This is a genomic window from Paenibacillus sp. WG02 (assembly GCF_055396115.1).
In genome coordinates this window covers 7,630,312-7,647,819 of record NZ_AP036016.1, presented here as the reverse complement: position 1 = coordinate 7,647,819, position 17,508 = coordinate 7,630,312, and the positions used below count along the sequence as shown (strand labels likewise).

General features: G+C 44.3%; 15 protein-coding genes. 8 read left to right on the top strand and 7 right to left on the bottom strand.

Annotation, left to right across the window (positions count from 1 at the left end; translation table 11 throughout):
- Positions 1–28: 28 nt before the first annotated feature.
- Positions 29–2,113, top strand: a complete 2,085-nt coding sequence (locus ACBP55_RS34530) for a cadherin-like beta sandwich domain-containing protein (RefSeq protein ID WP_464648174.1) — start codon at positions 29–31, stop codon at positions 2,111–2,113.
- Positions 2,114–2,178: 65 nt separating this feature from the next.
- On the opposite strand, the gene ACBP55_RS34525 is transcribed toward ACBP55_RS34530, so the two are convergent.
- From ACBP55_RS34525 to ACBP55_RS34515, 3 genes are all read right to left on the bottom strand, one after another.
- Positions 2,179–3,213 carry an NAD(P)-dependent oxidoreductase gene (locus tag ACBP55_RS34525; protein WP_464648173.1) on the bottom strand — a complete coding sequence of 345 codons (1,035 nt, stop codon included), beginning with the start codon at positions 3,211–3,213 and terminating at the stop codon, positions 2,179–2,181.
- A gap of 125 nt (positions 3,214–3,338) precedes the next feature.
- Positions 3,339–3,470 (bottom strand): hypothetical protein, encoded by a 132-nt coding sequence (locus ACBP55_RS34520; protein WP_464648172.1) that lies wholly within the window; start codon positions 3,468–3,470, stop codon positions 3,339–3,341.
- A gap of 20 nt (positions 3,471–3,490) precedes the next feature.
- Positions 3,491–4,594 carry a Gfo/Idh/MocA family protein gene (locus ACBP55_RS34515; protein ID WP_464648171.1) on the bottom strand — a complete coding sequence of 368 codons (1,104 nt, stop codon included), beginning with the start codon at positions 4,592–4,594 and terminating at the stop codon, positions 3,491–3,493.
- Between the two features lie 157 nt (positions 4,595–4,751).
- On the opposite strand from ACBP55_RS34515, the gene ACBP55_RS34510 reads away from it, so the two are divergent.
- Positions 4,752–5,981 carry a substrate-binding domain-containing protein gene (locus ACBP55_RS34510; RefSeq protein ID WP_464648170.1) on the top strand — a complete coding sequence of 410 codons (1,230 nt, stop codon included), beginning with the start codon at positions 4,752–4,754 and terminating at the stop codon, positions 5,979–5,981.
- Positions 5,982–6,044: 63 nt separating this feature from the next.
- Here the strand turns inward: ACBP55_RS34510 and ACBP55_RS34505 are convergent, their stop codons facing one another.
- Complete coding sequence (locus ACBP55_RS34505) at positions 6,045–6,290, bottom strand: hypothetical protein (protein WP_464648169.1); 246 nt, start codon at positions 6,288–6,290, stop codon at positions 6,045–6,047.
- 249 nt (positions 6,291–6,539) lie between these two features.
- Positions 6,540–7,538 carry a zinc-binding dehydrogenase gene (locus tag ACBP55_RS34500; RefSeq protein WP_464648168.1) on the bottom strand — a complete coding sequence of 333 codons (999 nt, stop codon included), beginning with the start codon at positions 7,536–7,538 and terminating at the stop codon, positions 6,540–6,542.
- A gap of 289 nt (positions 7,539–7,827) precedes the next feature.
- Here ACBP55_RS34500 and galE point away from each other — a divergent pair, with 289 nt between their 5' ends.
- From galE to nudK, 3 genes are read left to right on the top strand one after another with little or no spacing between them, the layout of a single operon-like run.
- Entirely contained in the window at positions 7,828–8,850 is a 1,023-nt protein-coding gene (gene galE, locus ACBP55_RS34495) for a UDP-glucose 4-epimerase GalE (RefSeq protein WP_464648167.1), read from the top strand.
- Positions 8,847–10,151, top strand: a complete 1,305-nt coding sequence (locus ACBP55_RS34490) for a MerR family transcriptional regulator (protein WP_464648166.1) — start codon at positions 8,847–8,849, stop codon at positions 10,149–10,151. The genes galE and ACBP55_RS34490 overlap by 4 nt, the downstream gene beginning before the upstream one ends.
- Positions 10,048–11,019, top strand: coding sequence for a GDP-mannose pyrophosphatase NudK (gene nudK / locus ACBP55_RS34485; protein WP_464648165.1), 972 nt, complete (start codon positions 10,048–10,050; stop codon positions 11,017–11,019). The genes ACBP55_RS34490 and nudK overlap by 104 nt, the downstream gene beginning before the upstream one ends.
- 84 nt (positions 11,020–11,103) lie before the next feature.
- Here the strand turns inward: nudK and ACBP55_RS34480 are convergent, their stop codons facing one another.
- Positions 11,104–11,937: a helix-turn-helix domain-containing protein gene (locus tag ACBP55_RS34480; protein WP_464648164.1), complete on the bottom strand. Its 834-nt coding sequence runs from the start codon at positions 11,935–11,937 to the stop codon at positions 11,104–11,106.
- 186 nt (positions 11,938–12,123) lie between these two features.
- Here ACBP55_RS34480 and ACBP55_RS34475 point away from each other — a divergent pair, with 186 nt between their 5' ends.
- A complete protein-coding gene (locus ACBP55_RS34475; protein ID WP_464648163.1) occupies positions 12,124–13,149 on the top strand; it encodes a zinc-dependent alcohol dehydrogenase in 1,026 nt (341 codons plus the stop codon).
- Between the two features lie 1,093 nt (positions 13,150–14,242).
- Here the strand turns inward: ACBP55_RS34475 and ACBP55_RS34470 are convergent.
- Positions 14,243–15,619, bottom strand: a complete 1,377-nt coding sequence (locus ACBP55_RS34470) for an extracellular solute-binding protein (RefSeq protein ID WP_464648162.1) — start codon at positions 15,617–15,619, stop codon at positions 14,243–14,245.
- Positions 15,620–15,863: 244 nt separating this feature from the next.
- On the opposite strand from ACBP55_RS34470, the gene ACBP55_RS34465 reads away from it, so the two are divergent.
- Positions 15,864–16,592 carry an amino acid ABC transporter ATP-binding protein gene (locus tag ACBP55_RS34465; protein ID WP_173190954.1) on the top strand — a complete coding sequence of 243 codons (729 nt, stop codon included), beginning with the start codon at positions 15,864–15,866 and terminating at the stop codon, positions 16,590–16,592.
- 80 nt (positions 16,593–16,672) lie between these two features.
- Positions 16,673–17,488 (top strand): glutamate ABC transporter substrate-binding protein, encoded by an 816-nt coding sequence (locus tag ACBP55_RS34460; protein ID WP_464648161.1) that lies wholly within the window; start codon positions 16,673–16,675, stop codon positions 17,486–17,488.
- Positions 17,489–17,508 lie beyond the last annotated feature (20 nt).

Genomic DNA, 17,508 nt, shown 5'->3' with positions numbered 1-17,508 from the left:
AGAAATGTAGAAATGGAGGTTATACCTAGTGAAGAAGTTTCTGATGTTGTTCTTTTTAATCGTGCTGGCCTATGCATTCAGTCCGCAAAGCACTTTCGCGGCTACATTTCGGACTCTAAATGTTGTGTTTGAACCGGTTACACATACGGTTAACATATCCGGCAGCCTGTCTTCAGGCGGCGGCAAAACCATTGGCATATCTGTAACGGATCCATCCGGAAACATGGTTTATATTAATGAAGTTACTAGCCAAACTGACGGCAGTTTTACCGCAGCATACACTTTGCAGCCTGGGTCGGTTGACGGTGTCTATCTGGTAAAGATAGGGGCAGACGAAGTTGGCACTCTGCAAACCAGAACCTTTACTGTTGGAGACTTGCACAACCAAATCGCAAACCTTCGATCCATCTATATAGGCAATACTGTATTGGAGGGATTTGATCCAGACGATTTAGCCTATACGATAAATGCAGGATCAGTTGTACGGGGAATACAGGTAACTGCCATTCTGGAGCAGAACGGAGCAGCGTTGCAAATCAATGGAGAGATGGCATCAAACAATAGTCCATTTGGACCCATCGTCCTTTCAAACGGCGTTAATAACATTCTGATCGAAGTAGCCTCACAAGATGGGACAAATCAAAAAAGTTATCACATAACGGTATTGAAAGCGATGGGTGAAGACATTACTGCGCCAACGACAACGGACAACGCTCCGACAGAATGGGTCAAACAAGACACAACAGTGAACTTAAACGCAAGCGATAGTGGATCAGGTATTGGTGCTACATATTACGCAGTAGATGGTGACATACAACAAACAGGTACTTCTATTGTACTGACAACTGAGGGAGTGCATACAATTGTTTATTGGAGCGTAGACAACGCGGGCAACACAGAAGGCAAACACACAGCAACCGTTAAAATCGACAAGACAACTCCTGTTACAACAGTGACCAAGTCGCCTGCACAACCGAATGGACAACAGGGAGAATACATAACTCCTGTCACTGTAACGGCAAGCGCCTATGATACCTTGTCAGGTGTGAAGAAGATCGAATACAGTCTGGATAACGGGAGTTTATGGCAGCCTTATACAGCACCGGTTACGTTTCAACAGGAAGGTCAGTATACGTTTATGTATCGGTCAACTGATCAAGCGGGTCTTGTTGAGCAGCCCAAGAATTTTATTTTTCAAATTGGCTCACCTATAGATCCAGCAGCTGTTAAGGTACAGTTAAAAGACAGCAGTGGAAATCCGCTAAGCGGAGGTGTCGTCAAATACTATGACGGAGGCTGGAAGGATTTTGGAATCACCAATGCCTCAGGAATTGTAAGTAAAGCTTTACCAGATAAAGCGTACACCTTCGCCATGACATATGAAGGAACGTATAAAGAGAGGGTACAAATTACAGGCGTAGACAAAGTTGTTGTATTTAATACGATCAACGTCAAGGTGCGGCTGAAGGATAGCCAAGGAAATCCGCTCGACAGCGGCACTGTGAAATATTATGCGGGAAGCTGGAAGACCATCGGAAATACAAGCGGCGGAGAGCTCAGCAAAGAATTATTGCCTGGCTCCTATACGTTCGCGATGACTTATGAGGGAACGTACAAGGAGAAATTGCAAAATACCGGAGCAGACGCAGTCGTCGTATTCCAGACGGTCAACGTCAAAGTGCAGTTAAAGAATAGCCTAGGGAATCCGATAGATAGCGGCTCGGTGAAATATTATGCGGGGAGCTGGAAGACCTTCGGAAATACAAGCGGGGGAGAGATCAGCAAGGAATTATTGCCAGGTACCTATACGTTCGCGATGACTTATGAGGGGACGTATAAGGAGAAGGTGCAAGATTCAGGATCCGACGCGGTGGTCGTATTTAATACGGTCAATGTCAATGTACGGCTGAAGGATAGCCAAGGAAATCCGCTGAACGGCGGTACTGTGAAATATTACGCAGGAAGCTGGAAGACCATCGGAAATACAAGCGACGGAGAGATCATCAAGGAATTATTGCCTGGCTCCTATACGTTCGCGATGACTTATGCAGGAGCGTACAAGGAAAGCGTAAATAACATCGCAACAAATCCAATGGTCGTATTTCAGATTTAAAAGATGGATCTTTAACAAAAGTGCCACTCTCATTGCATTCGCGTGGGAGGGGCACTTTTGTTTATTTATTCATATTGTGAAAGGGGAAGGAACTGCTCGACTAGTTTCTCGGCCCAACGTTGATTTGCTTGCACCGTTCGTCCAGCGATATGTGGCGTGTGAACGACATTGTGCCTTCCCAACAATGAATCCTGCAATGGTAAGGGCTCGATATCAAATACATCGGCTGCAAGGCTAATCTCATTTTTAAGAACGCGCTCACGAAGCGCCTGCATATCGCAAATTTCTGCTCTTGTCACCAGTACCACTAAACATCCTTTAGGCAATGAATGAATATGCTCCGATGTAATCAGTCCTGTTGTTTTCTCAGTTAAGGGCACCATAGGTACGAAAATCTCAGCATCTTGGATGAGCTGGCTCAAATGCCATTCTTTTCTAGCTCCTGAGCGGTGAAAGGAAGGTTCAGTAGCGAAGGGATCCCACGCCGCAACGTCTGCCCCAAGCATGCTGACAAAGCTTGCATAACGAGAAGCAATATTGCCTGCCCCGACAATACGGACGCGTTTACCTTCAACGGTTCCATTCGTAAAGTTGGGATCGTCACCAAACTGTTCTCCTCTTGTTTTTGGTGTGCCTACACCATTCTCAGGCTCATAATACCATGGCTGCAAGCTTGAAATGATCTCATGATGCATTTGAGGAATTCTACGTAAACCACATAAGGTCAGCGCCAAACCGAATTCGGATACCGATTGTCCCCAATAACCTTCGCTAGGATGCGTGTAAATGGTCACGCCTGCATCCTTCAATATGTTCATTTGTTCTTCCGTTACAGGACTCCCATAGGAGTTAGTTGTAATAACGGCTTCTTTTAAACTGCTGAAAGCTCGTAAACAGTCGGATGTTACAGCTACATTTAAGGAAACCAAACGGGTAACGCTGTCGGGTTCGGGAACAAGCCCTCCGAGCGGTTTTAACTCATCAGGAGTCACTCGAATAAATTCAGTTGATCCTTGGGCTTTCCAAAGTGTGTGAAAGTGGTCCGCTGTCCACGGCCAGGTCGCATCGAAGCTAGGATGGACGATAATGACACTTCTCATATAGGGGATCACTCCTTGTTCATTGATGTTTTAATGCATAAATCTCGCCAATTGTTATTCACAAGGGATGGATCCCTATCACCACAAAATACGAGTATCCGATATTGATGGATTTTATTTCGCCTTTACCCAGCTCCACTGACCTGCAATACAACTTTCTTTTGTGCATTCTGCACAAGAATCGGGTCAGGATGACCGCCACGATAAATACGTATGCTATTTTCATCGGTTTCAGCTCTTAAATGAAGGATATTCATGGGGATGACCTCCATATAAATTACCGGAATATGGGCAGCTTCACTTGCTCACCATTGTTCATGGCGGATTCATGTGCGCATATGCCGGCACAAGTCCAATTGGCGGATGTATAGACGTTGGGGAAAGACTCACGGTTCTCAACGATGCTCATAATGAATTCATGTGCCAAATGCGGATGGGAGCCACCATGCCCGTTTCCTTGTTTAAAGGATAAATGCACGTTATCTGCCGAATCATAGACACCCTCCAGCGTATATTTACGTATACCTTCCGGGAGTAAGTGCGCATAATCTGGAATTTCAACCCGCTTGGCAATCTCACCTGTGAAGATAACGGGTTCTTCCCCCTCTAACTGCTGCCATTCAAAGCTCATTTGATCCGCATAAACGTCGAAGCTTTCGACATATTCGCGTGATGTTTCAAAGAGAGAACGCGTAACCTCCATGGCGAGGTTAGAATCACGAAGTCGGAATATCGCGGATTCGACTGCAAAAGGCGACCCGTATTTGGCAGCAAGCTTATCAGCTATTTGTCCCGAGCCCAAGCACGAGACGAATTCTGCTTCCTTACAGGCAAGTGCGAGCAAAGGGCTGACCGCGTGCGTCGCATAATGCATAGGTGGGAGACCTTCCCAATATCCAGGCCAGCCTGACATCTCTTGTTGATGAGCACCGCGCAGAAACTGAATCCTTCCAAGTTGGCCGCTGTCTCGCAAAGCTTTCACATATAGAAACTCGCGAGTGTAAACGCAGGTTTCCATCATCATATAATTTTTCCCAGATAGCTGCCCAGCTTCGACTATTCTCCTACAATCTTCAACAGTTGTCGCCATAGGAACCGTACAAGCTACATGCTTGCCCGCCAACAATGCGGCAATGCTCTGCTCGGCATGGTTAGGGATTGGAGAATTAATATGCACGGCATCAATGTTGTCGTCCTTCAGCATGTCATCGAAACTGGTATATCTAACTGGGATACCGAAATGGTCACCTATCTGATTCAGTTTATCCGTTGTTCTTTGACAGATGGCGTACATGTCCGCATGTGGATGGTTTTGATAAATCGGTATAAATTCAGCCCCAAAACCTAAACCGACTATGGCGACTCGTATTTTTGAAGACACAATTGGATCCTCCTATCCTATTCCATTTATAGCTTGACTTTAGAGCAAAAAACAAAAGAAGTCGATGAGATTATTTGCTTTTAAAATGAGATTTTTCACCTATCTTTCCTAGTTGTAAAGATTAGAATATAACCATATATTAATAGGAGGTGCGAAAATGAGGTGTTCACTAATGAGTTTATTCACATCAGGATTCAACGATAATTCATCTATAACGAATCCACAGCAAAAACAAGTCGCTCTATTAATTGAAACTTCGAATGGGTACGCTCGTGGACTTCTTAGCGGGATAAACACCTATTTGCGTGAAAACCGTCCTTGGTCGATATTTCTCAGTGAATATAGTCGAAATAACACCGATTTAACTTGGCTGCGTGAGTGGCAGGGGGATGGCATTATCGCCCGTATCGAAAACGAGAAAACCGCTCGGTTTATTAAGGACGCGGGTCTTCCAACGGTAGACCTCAGTGCCTCAAGGATGATTCCGATCCTTCCTTATGTAGAGACCAATGATCAATCCATTGCCCATTTGGCTGCCGAGCATTTTCTCGAAAGAGGCTTTAAACATATAGGATTTTACGGGGACTCTCGTTTTCAATGGTCTAAATTACGATGCACCTATTTGGCGGCATATCTTGCGGAGAGAGGTTATGATTGCCATATTTATGAAGCCTCTGAAAATCGATTAGGTGAAATATCTTGGATGACAGAAAGAGATAAGCTGGTTCAATGGTTGTATGGCCTACCCAAGCCGATAGGAATAATGGCGTGCTATGACATTTGCGGCCAACAGCTTCTCGAGGCTTGCCGGATTGCTCGGATTGCCGTTCCTGATGAAGTGGCTGTCCTAGGTGTGGATAATGATGAGCTCCTGTGTGAATTATCCAATCCTCCCTTATCCAGCATCAAAACGAATGCCGTCAAGACAGGCTACCAAGCAGCGGAGTTACTCGAGCGTATGATGTCAGGCGAAGTCATAGGGGGACAAATGCATTTGATTGAACCCTTAAATGTGGAAATTCGATTGTCAACAGATGTTCTTGCCGTAGAGGATAAAATAGTATCCGATGCCGTGCGATTTATTCGTAATCATGCCTATGATGACATTCAAGTTCAAGATATTCTCGGACAACTTAGGGTTTCGCGTCGCATATTGGAAAGCCGATTTCAGAAAGCATTGGGTCGCACACCGCACGATGAAATCATAAATGTAAAACTAAAGCTTGTAAAAAAACTACTCCTAGATACTAAACTTCCCTTAGCAGTCATCGCCGAACGCATCGGATTTAAGCATACAGAATATATGAGTGTAGTCTTCAAGAGAGCGACGGGGATTAGGCCAGGACAGTTTCGGCAGCAGAATAAACATCGCATGCAAGATTTGTAATAGCAAAAGTGCCTCTCTCATTGCAATCGCGTGGGAGGGGCACTTTTTAATTATAGAAAAGACTTAGTTAATTACCGCCAGTTCCGGAATAGCGACGACTTTCTTCAAATGCTGGGATTCCATACCCGCAAGTATGGTCTGAAGCGCCCTGTACCCATCTACTCCGGTAATGTCATGGCCGTTTCCAGACAGAATACCATCAACAAAATGATGAATAACGCCTGAATGATGCTGCTCCCCTGCCTTGTTGGTTTGCAATGCCCCGACTTCATGGTAATCCCTCATACCGTCTGAGTATTCAACGATCACCCCGAATCGATCATCGGTTCCGATTTTCAGGGTACCTTTTTCGCAGTATAAAATAGTGGCGTTAATTTCACTCGCATAATTGGTCCAACTGGCTGTGCGCGTTCCAAATTAGGATCACATACAGCTACAATGACTACATCCTTATGTGCAAGGTATTCAGGCAAATAGCGGTGCTGTAATATGGCCCCGCATCCAATCAGCCCTACTCTAATGGTGATTTCACAATTCGATTCCTCTCTTCCGATTTCATCATTGTAATGTCGTCCAATCAAACAGAACACCCATGGCAGAACTTCGATTTTGCACCAATAAATCGTACACCTGCGGGGCCTCAGATGGAGAATAATGATGGGTAATCAAAGAGGACACATCCATTCGTCCTTGCGCAATATAGCTTAGGAATAGAGCGGCCATTTCGGGATGATTCCAACCTTGGTAATTCATTTGGGCATGGATGCCCAGAATGGAAACGGAGTTGGACACAACATTGCGGCCCATTCCTTGCTCAGAAGGTGTAGCTGTATCTCCCAGTAAAATAACTCGTCCCAAAGGCTTGACGAGCCGAGTAGCTTGGGCTAAGACGGCCGGATGTCCGGTAATATCGAAGATAACATCCAGCATCCTGCCATTTGTTTTTTGCTTGATTTCCTCGTGTGCTTTTCCCGCGTCCATTGGCAGCAGATGTATGCCTGGTCGTTGCCCAACCAGCTGCAAACGGCTCTCTGCAGGATCGATGGCGAAAATTTCTTTGACCCCAGACAGATATAAATATTGGGTAACCAGCTGTCCGAGAAGTCCGAGACCGATGACACCTACCGTTTCTCCTAACTGCAGCTCTGCTCTTCGTACACCAAGCTGTGTTGTTTTGGAAAGATTGATCCATACGCCTTGCTCGGAGCTGATATTCTGCGAAAGGAGATAGGCATGTTTGACATCTGTTTTAAAATATTGCGTATGCGAATTCTCGACAAACACACGATCTCCTTTTTGTATCCCCTTAACTCCAGGCCCAATTTCTAGCACTTCAGCCACCATGCAATAACCGGGATAGAACGGATACTTAACCCAGTCGGACCAGTTGGTATCGGGGTCAAATACTCCTCTAAGACATTGAAGCTCTGTCCCTGTACTAATCAGGGAGCATAGAGCGGCACATAAAATTTCGGTCTGGCCGAGTGCAGGATCGAACGTTTCCTTTCGGACCTCCACCTTTTGCTTTTCTGTGAAAACGATACGCAGTGTTTCCATTACCATACCTCCTCTAACGGATTCATTTACCCTCGAGATTAGTGTATAGGTATCGGATTTACAAAAATAGAGCACAACTTTGCTGAAGTTTAACACTTATACAGGTCGTGCGGTTGGGGTATTACTGAACATCCAATTATTCGATAAAACTCTTGAACATAAACGTAAAGACTGGTTGTTTGCCAACACATCCCCTGGCTCAACTCATCAAAAATAATGCTTGAACGTAACGTAACGTAACCCTATATAATTAAAAATAATACTTATTGAGATTAGTGGAGGAAAGATTATGGCGGTATTGATTTGTGGAGGAGCGGGTTATGTTGGAAGCCATACATCCGCATTATTGTTTGAAAAGAATGAAGAGCTAATCATTATAGACCGTATGGCTCGAGAACGTCAGAACGCTGTTATAGGAGGCAAGGTGTACAACGGAGACTTGAATAACTCTGAATTTTTAGACAAAGTGTTCTCTGAGAATGAAATAGAAGCGGTTATTCATCTGGCTGCCAGTAGTCTTGTTGGAGAAAGCATGTCATGCCCATTGGACTATTACAATAATAATGTCGTCGGTACCTTAAGATTGCTTGAGGCGATGAATAGATATCATGTCGATAAAATCATCTTTTCATCCACAACTGCTATCTACGGGAATCCCAAGAGTGTTCCGATAAAGGAATCGGATAGTCCGAGCCCGACGAATCCCTATGGAGAAACAAAGCTAGCCATAGAGCGAATGTTAGGTTGGGCAGAAAAGGCACATGGAATCAAGTATGTTGCTTTAAGATATTTTAATGTTTCCGGTGCTCACGACAGCGGTGAAATCGGCGAGGATCACTCTCCAGAGACTCACCTTATTCCTCTAATGTTACAAGTAGCGTTGGGGCAGAGGGAGAAAATCGTAATCTTCGGGGATGACTACCCAACCAGAGACGGAAGCTGTATTAGGGATTATGTCCACGTAATGGATATTGCGGAAGCTCATTATGTGGCATTGAATAAATTGCGCAGTGACGGGCCAAGCGGGATATATAACATTGGTAATGGAGAAGGATTCACTGTGAAAGAAGTCATTGACACTGTTAGCAAAGTAACAGGTAAGCCGATCCCTTTTGAGATAGGTGCCAAACGTGCCGGAGATCCTGCAGTATTAGTCGCATCGCCTATTCTGATTAGGAATGAACTGGGCTGGTATCCGAAACGTAGTACTTTATTAGAAATGGTCGAGAGTGCATGGGAGTGGCATCGGCGGCATCCCCATGGATTTCCTAAGATTGATCAAGGAATTCAGAAGGAGAGAAATGTGACTTGAAGCGTGAGGATTACCTAACTACAGGGCAGATTGCCCGACGAACCGGGATGACGATTAGAACTTTGCGATACTACGATCAGATTGGATTGTTAAATCCATCACATTATGATCATGCTTCCCTACGGATGTATAGCAAAGAAGATTTAATTCGTCTGCAAAAGATTCAGACTTTAAAATATATCGGATTATCACTCAACGAAATTAAACAAATCATTCAAGACAATTCATTACCCATACATGATTTGAGAAGTTCTTTAGTCATGCAAAAAGAAATTATTCAGCAAAAAATTGCCCATATGCAGTATGTGGTGAAAGCCATTAATGAATCCATGGGTATTCTAGGTGATAAACTGGAACAAGTGGATTGGGAAAGTCTGGGTAATCTTATTCATGCCATTCATGTGGAAATAGATTGGGTTGAGCAATATCACAACGCGTGCCGACTACAAACGAGAATTCAGTTATACGATAAATTCAGTGTAAATAAAATCGGTTGGCACCGATGGCTTTTTGAGCATTTGAGCCATTCACCTAATTTGAGGGTTTTAGAACTCGGTTGTGGCGATGCGGCATTATGGAGCCGAAATATAGAACGTGTTCCTGAGTCATGGAGCATCACACTTACGGATCTTTCATCGGGTATGTTGGACGAAGCGCGTAAGAACTTAGGTGAATATTACGACCGCTTCAAATTTCTTGTCGTGGATGCGCAAGATATTCCTTTTCACAACGATGAATTCGATATCGTAATAGCCAACCATATGCTTTATCATGTGCCGGATATCTCCAAAGCCATTATGGAAATACATCGGGTTTTGAAGCAAGGCGGAATGTTTTATGCTTCAACCATGAGTAAACGCCATTTGCAAGAAATCGAGCAATTAGCTAAATCATTCGATTCCCAAATCCAGGTGCTGGATCATGTAATTGAACGATTTCATTTAGATAACGGTAAGGAAATTTTGTCCCCTTGGTTTTCTGAGATCGAATGTATTCAGTATGAAGACCATATGCTTGTAGATGAAATTCAACCGCTTATCAATTACATAACTTCAACTCCAATGAATGCTAGAGAGGTTCTTAATGGAGTTACTTTAGATAAATTCAGAAAGTTTATAAGTACCAAGCTAGAGCTTAGAGGGAAGCATATATATAACGAAAGAATCCGGATTTTTCTTAGGGAGGAAATAAACAACGATGTTACAAGAGATGAACCCCAGAGTTCGTATCGTGAAAGAAGAGGTTTTATCCAACAACTGGTACGTACTAAAGAAAATAACTTTTATGTATCAAAAAAGTGATGGTACTTGGGAAACTCAAGCTCGAGAGGCTTATGACCGCGGTAATGGTGCGACCATTCTACTATATAATATCGAGAAGAAAACAGTCGTGTTAACGAGACAATTTCGAATGCCGACCTATTTAAATGGTAACGGAACGGGGATGCTTATTGAGGCCTGTGCAGGTTTGTTGGACAATGACGGTCCTGAAGAAAGTATCCTTCGAGAAACGGAAGAAGAGACCGGATATCGTGTAAAGAATGTTCATAAAATCGGCGAAGCTTATATGTCCCCAGGTTCTGTGACCGAGATACTTCACTTTTATATGGCTGAATATACAGCAAACATGCGTGCCGGTGTTGGTGGGGGATTAGAGGATGAACAGGAGTATATAGAAGTACTGGAAATCTCATTAGAACAGGCATTGCAGATGGTTAAAAACGGAGAAATCAAAGACGCAAAAACGATTATGCTCTTGCAATACGCCCAAATCAACGGGCTGCTTGAATCCGTTAGTAAACCGCAGCACATCCTCATCGCCGGTCCCTATCGTTCTGGCACTGGTGATGATATCCGTTTGATTGAGAAGAATATACGCTTCATGAACGAAATCGCTCTTCAAGTATATGAAGCGGGACATTTGCCTGTATTAGGCGAATGGTATGCACTTCCACTGATGGAGACAGCTGGCTCAAAAGGGATTGGAGACGACATATTCAATCGAATGTTCCACCCGTCTTCAGTGAGATTATTAGACCATTGCGATGCGGTCCTCCGTGTGGGCGGACCCTCTCAAGGTGCAGATGAAATGGTGAAGGTAGCAAAGGAAAAAGGAAAATTCATCTACAAGCATTTTCATGAAGTTCCTCAAGTAAAAAACACTTATTAGGGAAGACCTTTCTGTAAGCACTTTTAACAGACTGCCGAGATTTTTGCGGCAGTCTGTTTTCTAATGCATCAAACTTATCACTCTTTAAATATTTTTATCAAACAAACGCTTGTATTGAACGGGGGAAATGCCCGTGTATTTCTTGAAAAGGCGGGTAAAGGTTTGGAGATCGTTAAATCCGAGGGTGCTGCTGATTTCAGTAATGTTCATTTCCTGCATTTCCAAAAGCGATTTCGCTTTTGCGATTTTCATTTCCCGATGCAGCAGAATCGGAGATTTGCCGAACATCTCTTTGAAATGGTTGCTTACGTAGGTAGAATTCATATGTAAATCCTTGGCTAAATCTGATAATGAAAGCGAAGCCTCGGGCTGGGTGACAATTTTCAATAAGATAGACAAAAAGCTGTGAGACGGCTGTCTCAACTCCGTGGTATTCATGCTTCCCATAGCATTTTCCAATAACAAATAAAGCAATTCAAGGGATTTTGCTTTTTGCAAAATGATATTAGGGATATGGCCTTCCCGTGCGGTGGCGAGCACGAATTCGTCGAATACGGCCTCGAATTTTTTGTGATTTTTCAACGTGTAGATATAAGGGATATGTAAAAACGGCAGCACATCGATCACATCCTGAATCTTGTAAGTAAAATGCCACCAGAGAAACTCGGTTTCCTCATCGCTATCTTTATATTGGTCATGTTCCAGAAAAGTAGGGATAAAAATGACGGATCCCGGTTCAATCACATAGATGTTGTCCTGAACCCTGAGTTTGGCCGAGCCTTTTCTCACATAAGTCATCATGTAATACTCTTGAAATACACGGTTCCGGTAGTTCATCTCGCGACGGCGATGGATATCAAACTTTAACACTTTTAGCTCGGCTGTTTCCAGCAGAGATGAGAGCATATCATTCTTCATGCTAGTCAACCCCTATCTTAAAATTGATTATATCATAATTACTGGTTCTTATTTGATTCTTATCTAAATCAATTCACAGAAAAAAAGGACAAATTTTCGACAAAAAAAGGTTTGACAGTCCTTTTTCAATGGCTTAACATGGATTATATGATCCAGATATATACCAACAATGAAAGGAGAGAAGAGATGAAGGCAGTAATTTCCTTGAAAGGCAAGGTTGAAGTGTTAGACATTGAAGAACCTTCCATTGAAACGAACCATGTGCGTGTTGAAACCTGCTATTCCGCAATTAGTTCAGGCACAGAGCTTTTGCTGAAAAACCTGATGACTGATAGTCCCATTCAACTTGGTTACAGTGCGATGGGAATCGTGCGAGAAGTTGGGGAAGGTGTCTCCCATGTGAAGGTAGGGCAGCGTGTCGCTTGTTACGGCTCACCTTATGTTAAGCATGCGGAACTCTTAGTGGTGCCTAAGCATTTAGTTGTTCCGCTTCCGGATGCATGCAGCTCGAAAGAAGCATCCTTCGTCGGGCTTGGTGCGATCGCCATTCATGCGCTGCGGCAAGCGGATTTGCGTTTTGGAGAATCGGTTGTTGTGGTTGGACTAGGTATTCTGGGACAAATCGTATGTCGGATTGCAGACGTCTCCGGCAACCGGGTAATCGGGCTTGATTTGTTGGCAGAACGCTGTGCCAAGCTTGCGGAAGCTAGTGCTTTGCAAGTGTGTGACAATGTACAGGATGTCAACCGCACCATTGATTCGTTACATCAGCATCAAGGTGTTGATGCGGTCGTCCTCTGCGCCAATGGCGCCAATTCCGGCATGATTGATCAAGCCCTTCACTGGATTCGCGACAGGGGGAAAATCATCATTGTCGGCGATGTGAAGATGGACTTCGATCGGGAGTTGATGTTTGCCAAAGAGGCGCAAGTGCTCATCTCGCGCGCTGGTGGTCCTGGTCGGTATCATGATAGTTACGAAAGCAAGGGCGTCGACTATCCGATCGGTTATGTGCGTTGGACGGAAGGTCGCAACATGGCGGAATTTATCCGTTTACTTGCGGAACGGCGGATTTCCATCCAAACACTTATCACGCATGAGATGTCTTTACCCTCTATGACAGTGGCTTACGAATTGCTTCGCGAATCTCCGCGAGACGTATTAGGCGTTCTCATTGATTATGGGAAGGAGCGTCACAACTCCAAAGGGTGATTATTGAATCGTTGAGCAGTTTTTTCTACAACAATTCGCACTCATAAAGGCTATTTTGCAACTTGAAGTTGCAGTTCGTACAACATTTTGAACTCAATTGCTGCAAAATCGCCTGTATCGGGCCCAATTTTTGTACATAATGCAACAACGAAGGGTGAGAGGCGGGTTCTAGGCAGAGCAGCAATTGTTGCACTTTTTACAACATCATTCAACAAGAGAAAATAGATTCATTCATCCGGTAACCTCAAGTGTGCATAGCCTCGTTTTCCTTCATCAAATCCTACCAGTCCATGAGAGTATGATAGTTACATCCAGCCGTTTTTCATTATAAAATAGCGTTGTCATGCTCCATGACTGGTCAGCTGTGAGTATAGCTTTATGATAGCTGTTGGTTGGGTTCTCACTACTTAGGCTGTGTGAAAATTAAAAAATCGGGTAGGGAGTGTTTGCTCCTCTACCCGATTTTTTTCTTGATATTTAGGCTATAAGGTAAGCCGAGGCTTATCCCCTTTTTAGCATGATATGTGTTGTGCTGAGCTGAGTGAGATCGTGGATGCATGCATAATCATTCGATTTGGTAATTGATTTGTTTCTCTGGTGTTTAGACGAGCAATAGTGGTTACCAATGTTGTATTTTATACAACAATTCACACGTCAAAAGGCTATTTTGCAACTTGAAGTTGCATTTCGTACAACATTTTGAGCCAATTTGTTGCGAATTGGTCCATATTGGGCCTAATTGTTGTACATTTTACAACATCGAAGGGAGATAGGCGAGATTTAGGTATAATTGTTGCACTTTTTACAACATCATTCTACCGCGAATAGGTTTCATTCATCCAGCAACCTCAAGCGAGCATATATGACAATTGATCCCGATTTAAGACACCTCAATGTAGAACAAGAATGGACGAATAAATCGCCGGTCTCAAATGTACAACATTACACGGATAAGTAAGCGACCGTTTCAACATATGCATCTTGGGCCTAACTCGAGTAGAATCAACAGATTCTCACCCGAGGACGGCGCAAGCTCCAAGGTCGCTTTTTTTGTCCGGCGCCATCAAGACCTCCACCCGTGTTATTGTCTATCCTAATGGGCGTCCTGCAGCCTTCGGCAAACCGTCTCGAAGTCGTCGAGCCGTGCCCAGTAAAGCTTGAGAATGTGGCGCATGGTTTCCAGCTCGTGAAAAGTAACGTTCATGTCGGAATAGAAACTAAATGTCGGGATGATGTCCCGGTACATGAAGAACCGAGAAGGACGCGCTAGCGTCTCTTCCCCAGTCCACTCCGCCGCCGTTTTGACACTCGGAATGGTAAGGGTGGTTCTGCGAATATGCAGCTGCGCTTCGTTCGAAACAAGAAAATCGAGCAGGGTCTGGGCTGCTTCCTTGTGCTTGCTCGATTTAATGACCGCAAGACCAATGATTAAGAGCTGAGTCTTCGCCTCCAACGAATAGGGAAGCGGTGCGATGTCATAATTGAATTCAGCATTACGCAAATGGTTCAAGCTGTAATAGCTGGTCACAATCATGGACGTCTTTTGCTGCAAGAAAAACCGTTCGGCATCAGAGTCATTCTCCGACATATAGACGGTGTCCGGGTTCATTCCTTCAAACAGCCCAAGGCTTGTTTGCATAGCTTTCCGAAAGTTATCGTTGTTGAAAATCAGCTTACCCTGTTGATCGCGTTCAAAAACGACTTTGTTTTGCAGTAAAAAGAGCGGCCATCGATTGATGGATTGCAGGTGAAACAAGATGCCGATGCGATCATGCTTTTGCGTTAAGGCTAGCGCCGCTTGCTGTACATCGTTCCAACTCCAGCTGCTATCCGGCTCTGGCAAGGAGGCTTCCTTGAAATGATCTCGGTTGTAACACAAGACAATCGGTGAAAAAATAAACGGCTGTACGTACAAATGATTATCTTTGGTGAACGGACCCGACAGAAAGGGATACGTGCCATTCTTTCGTTCAAGCGGCTCCAAGATATCCGAGACAGCCCCATTTTCAGTAACCCTTTCGTAGCCTTGATTATTTAAAGTGATAAGGTCGAACGCGTCTCTCTCCATGGCTTCTTTCGCGTTCTGAGAAAAGTACGATTGCGAAAGAGGGATCATTTGGACGGCAATATGCGGATGCTGCTGTTGAAACTTTTTGACTAGTTCCAATAAGTTAGCTTCTAGGGTGAGAGTAGGGTAATAACCGAATTTCAGGGTAAGCTTTTCGTTCCGCCCCGTCCCAACTACGCGTGTCCCGATTCGCGGTGCTTTTTCGATCATTTCCTGATTGAGTAGAGTTTCCAGTCCTTTACGAACGGAGTTTTTGCTAAGCTGGAACTGTTCAGCAAGTGTTAATTCGGAAGGCAAGAAGTCACCGGGCTGAAGTTTTCCGGTAAGGATATCGCTGCGTAATGTCGTGACCATGTCTTCCAGTCGGGTTCGGAAGGTTGATCGTTTGGGTTTACCCGCCATTTATCTGAGTACCTCCTGGGCCATTCAATGTTGGTTTGTATCTGGGTTATATTATAGTATGCGAAGATGATTGGACACAAGGTTCGCAATCTTCTGCTGCCATTTTTTTCTAACCCAATGTCGGATTGCATAAGATTCCATAGTTTTTTCTTTATCATTTAAATACATCAAGTGTTAATTTACATAACAAACAGTTTACATCAGTAAGATTCATCAATAAAGACTCATCGAAGGGGGGGTTCCATTGATCTCATTTCGTCAAGTAGAGAAGCATTATGGCGATTTTCATGTGCTCAAAGGAATTGATCTTCAGATCAAGCAGGGTGAAGTCGTTGTCGTTGTAGGTCCGTCAGGTTCGGGCAAGAGTACGCTGCTAAGGTGTATCAACCGGCTGGAAACCATCACAAGCGGTGAGCTAATTGTGAATGAGTACAAGGTCAGCGATAAGAAGATGGATTTGAACAAGCTGCGTCGTGATATCGGCATGGTATTCCAGCATTTCAATCTCTATCCGCATAAGAAAGTGATCGATAACATTACGCTTGCTCCGATGAAGGTGCATGGTATGGCTAAGAAAGAAGCCGAAGAGATCGCGATGTATTTTCTGGATAAGGTTGGTATTCAGGATAAGGCGCACAGTTTTCCTTCGCAGTTATCCGGTGGACAGCAGCAGCGTGTGGCCATTGCGAGGGGACTGGCGATGAAGCCGAAAATTATGTTGTTTGATGAGCCCACATCAGCCTTGGATCCAGAAATGGTCGGAGAGGTGCTTGATGTTATGAAGGCGCTTGCAAACGAAGGAATGACGATGGTTGTGGTTACACACGAGATGGGCTTTGCCCGTGAAGTAGCCGATCGTGTTGTTTTTATGGACAAAGGTCAGATTGTAGAAGAGTCCCCTCCAGAGGAGTTCTTCGTCAACCCTCGTGAAGAAAGAGCGAAATTATTTCTGAACCGGGTACTTAACCATTAATAAGGAGATGAACAAAACCATGATATCAAAAAAGTGGAATTTCATGTTGATGTTAGTTACGGTATTCGCATTGGCGGGGTGTGCCTCTAACAGCAGCCCAACAGGAGGCGCATCAAGCACTCCGGCGAGTTCCCCCAGCAGCAAGCAGCGCTCCAAGCACTGCCAAGCCTGCCGGTGGAGCGTCCGTTCTGGATGAGATTAAAAGCAGAGGCAAACTCGTTGTTGGTGTGAAATTTGATACCAAGCTATTCGGTTTGAAGAACCCGACTGGCGGTGAAGTTGAAGGCTTCGACATCGACATTGCCAAAGCATTAGCGAAAGAAATTCTCGGCGATGAGAAGAAAATTGAGTTGAAAGAAGTAACGTCCAAGACGCGCATTCCGATGCTCGACAACAAAGAGATTGATATGATTGTTGCAACGATGACGATTACCGAGGAGCGGAAGAAGCAAGTTGAGTTTTCCGATGTTTATTTTAAAGCCGGACAGTCTTTGCTCGTGAAGAAAGGCAGCCCTATTAAGAGTGTAGCGGATGTCAAAAAAGGAACGAAAGTATTGGCTGTAAAAGGCGCTACCTCCGTTGCGAATATTAAAGCAAAATCTCCAGATGCCACCATCCTTGAGTTTGATAATTACCAAGATGCTTTCAGCGCCCTGAAAGCGGGTCAAGGGGACACGTTGACCACAGATAATGCCATCCTTTATGGCATGATGGTACAAGATAAGAACTTCGAAGTGGTTGGCGAACCGTTCACAGATGAGCCTTATGGTATCGCGATGAAAAAAGGTGAAACAACGCTTCAAGCCGCGGTGAATGATGGACTGAAGAAGCTGGAATCAAGCGGCCAATACGCGAAAATTTACGAGAAATGGATTGGCAAAGCGCCAACCAAATAAGGGTAACGAGAATAAAAGAA

What these genes read in the sequence shown, in the direction of transcription:
- ACBP55_RS34470 (WP_464648162.1), bottom strand. Translation starts at nt 15,619, where the DNA reads ATGGCGGGTAAACCCAAACGATCAACCTTCCGAACCCGACTGGAAGAC.
- ACBP55_RS34510 (WP_464648170.1), top strand. Translation starts at nt 4,752, where the DNA reads ATGAGGTGTTCACTAATGAGTTTATTCACATCAGGATTCAACGATAAT.
- ACBP55_RS34475 (WP_464648163.1), top strand. Translation starts at nt 12,124, where the DNA reads ATGAAGGCAGTAATTTCCTTGAAAGGCAAGGTTGAAGTGTTAGACATT.
- nudK (WP_464648165.1), top strand. Translation starts at nt 10,048, where the DNA reads ATGTTACAAGAGATGAACCCCAGAGTTCGTATCGTGAAAGAAGAGGTT.
- ACBP55_RS34525 (WP_464648173.1), bottom strand. Translation starts at nt 3,213, where the DNA reads ATGAGAAGTGTCATTATCGTCCATCCTAGCTTCGATGCGACCTGGCCG.
- ACBP55_RS34480 (WP_464648164.1), bottom strand. Translation starts at nt 11,937, where the DNA reads ATGAAGAATGATATGCTCTCATCTCTGCTGGAAACAGCCGAGCTAAAA.
- ACBP55_RS34520 (WP_464648172.1), bottom strand. Translation starts at nt 3,470, where the DNA reads ATGAATATCCTTCATTTAAGAGCTGAAACCGATGAAAATAGCATACGT.
- ACBP55_RS34500 (WP_464648168.1), bottom strand. Translation starts at nt 7,538, where the DNA reads ATGGAAACACTGCGTATCGTTTTCACAGAAAAGCAAAAGGTGGAGGTC.
- galE (WP_464648167.1), top strand. Translation starts at nt 7,828, where the DNA reads ATGGCGGTATTGATTTGTGGAGGAGCGGGTTATGTTGGAAGCCATACA.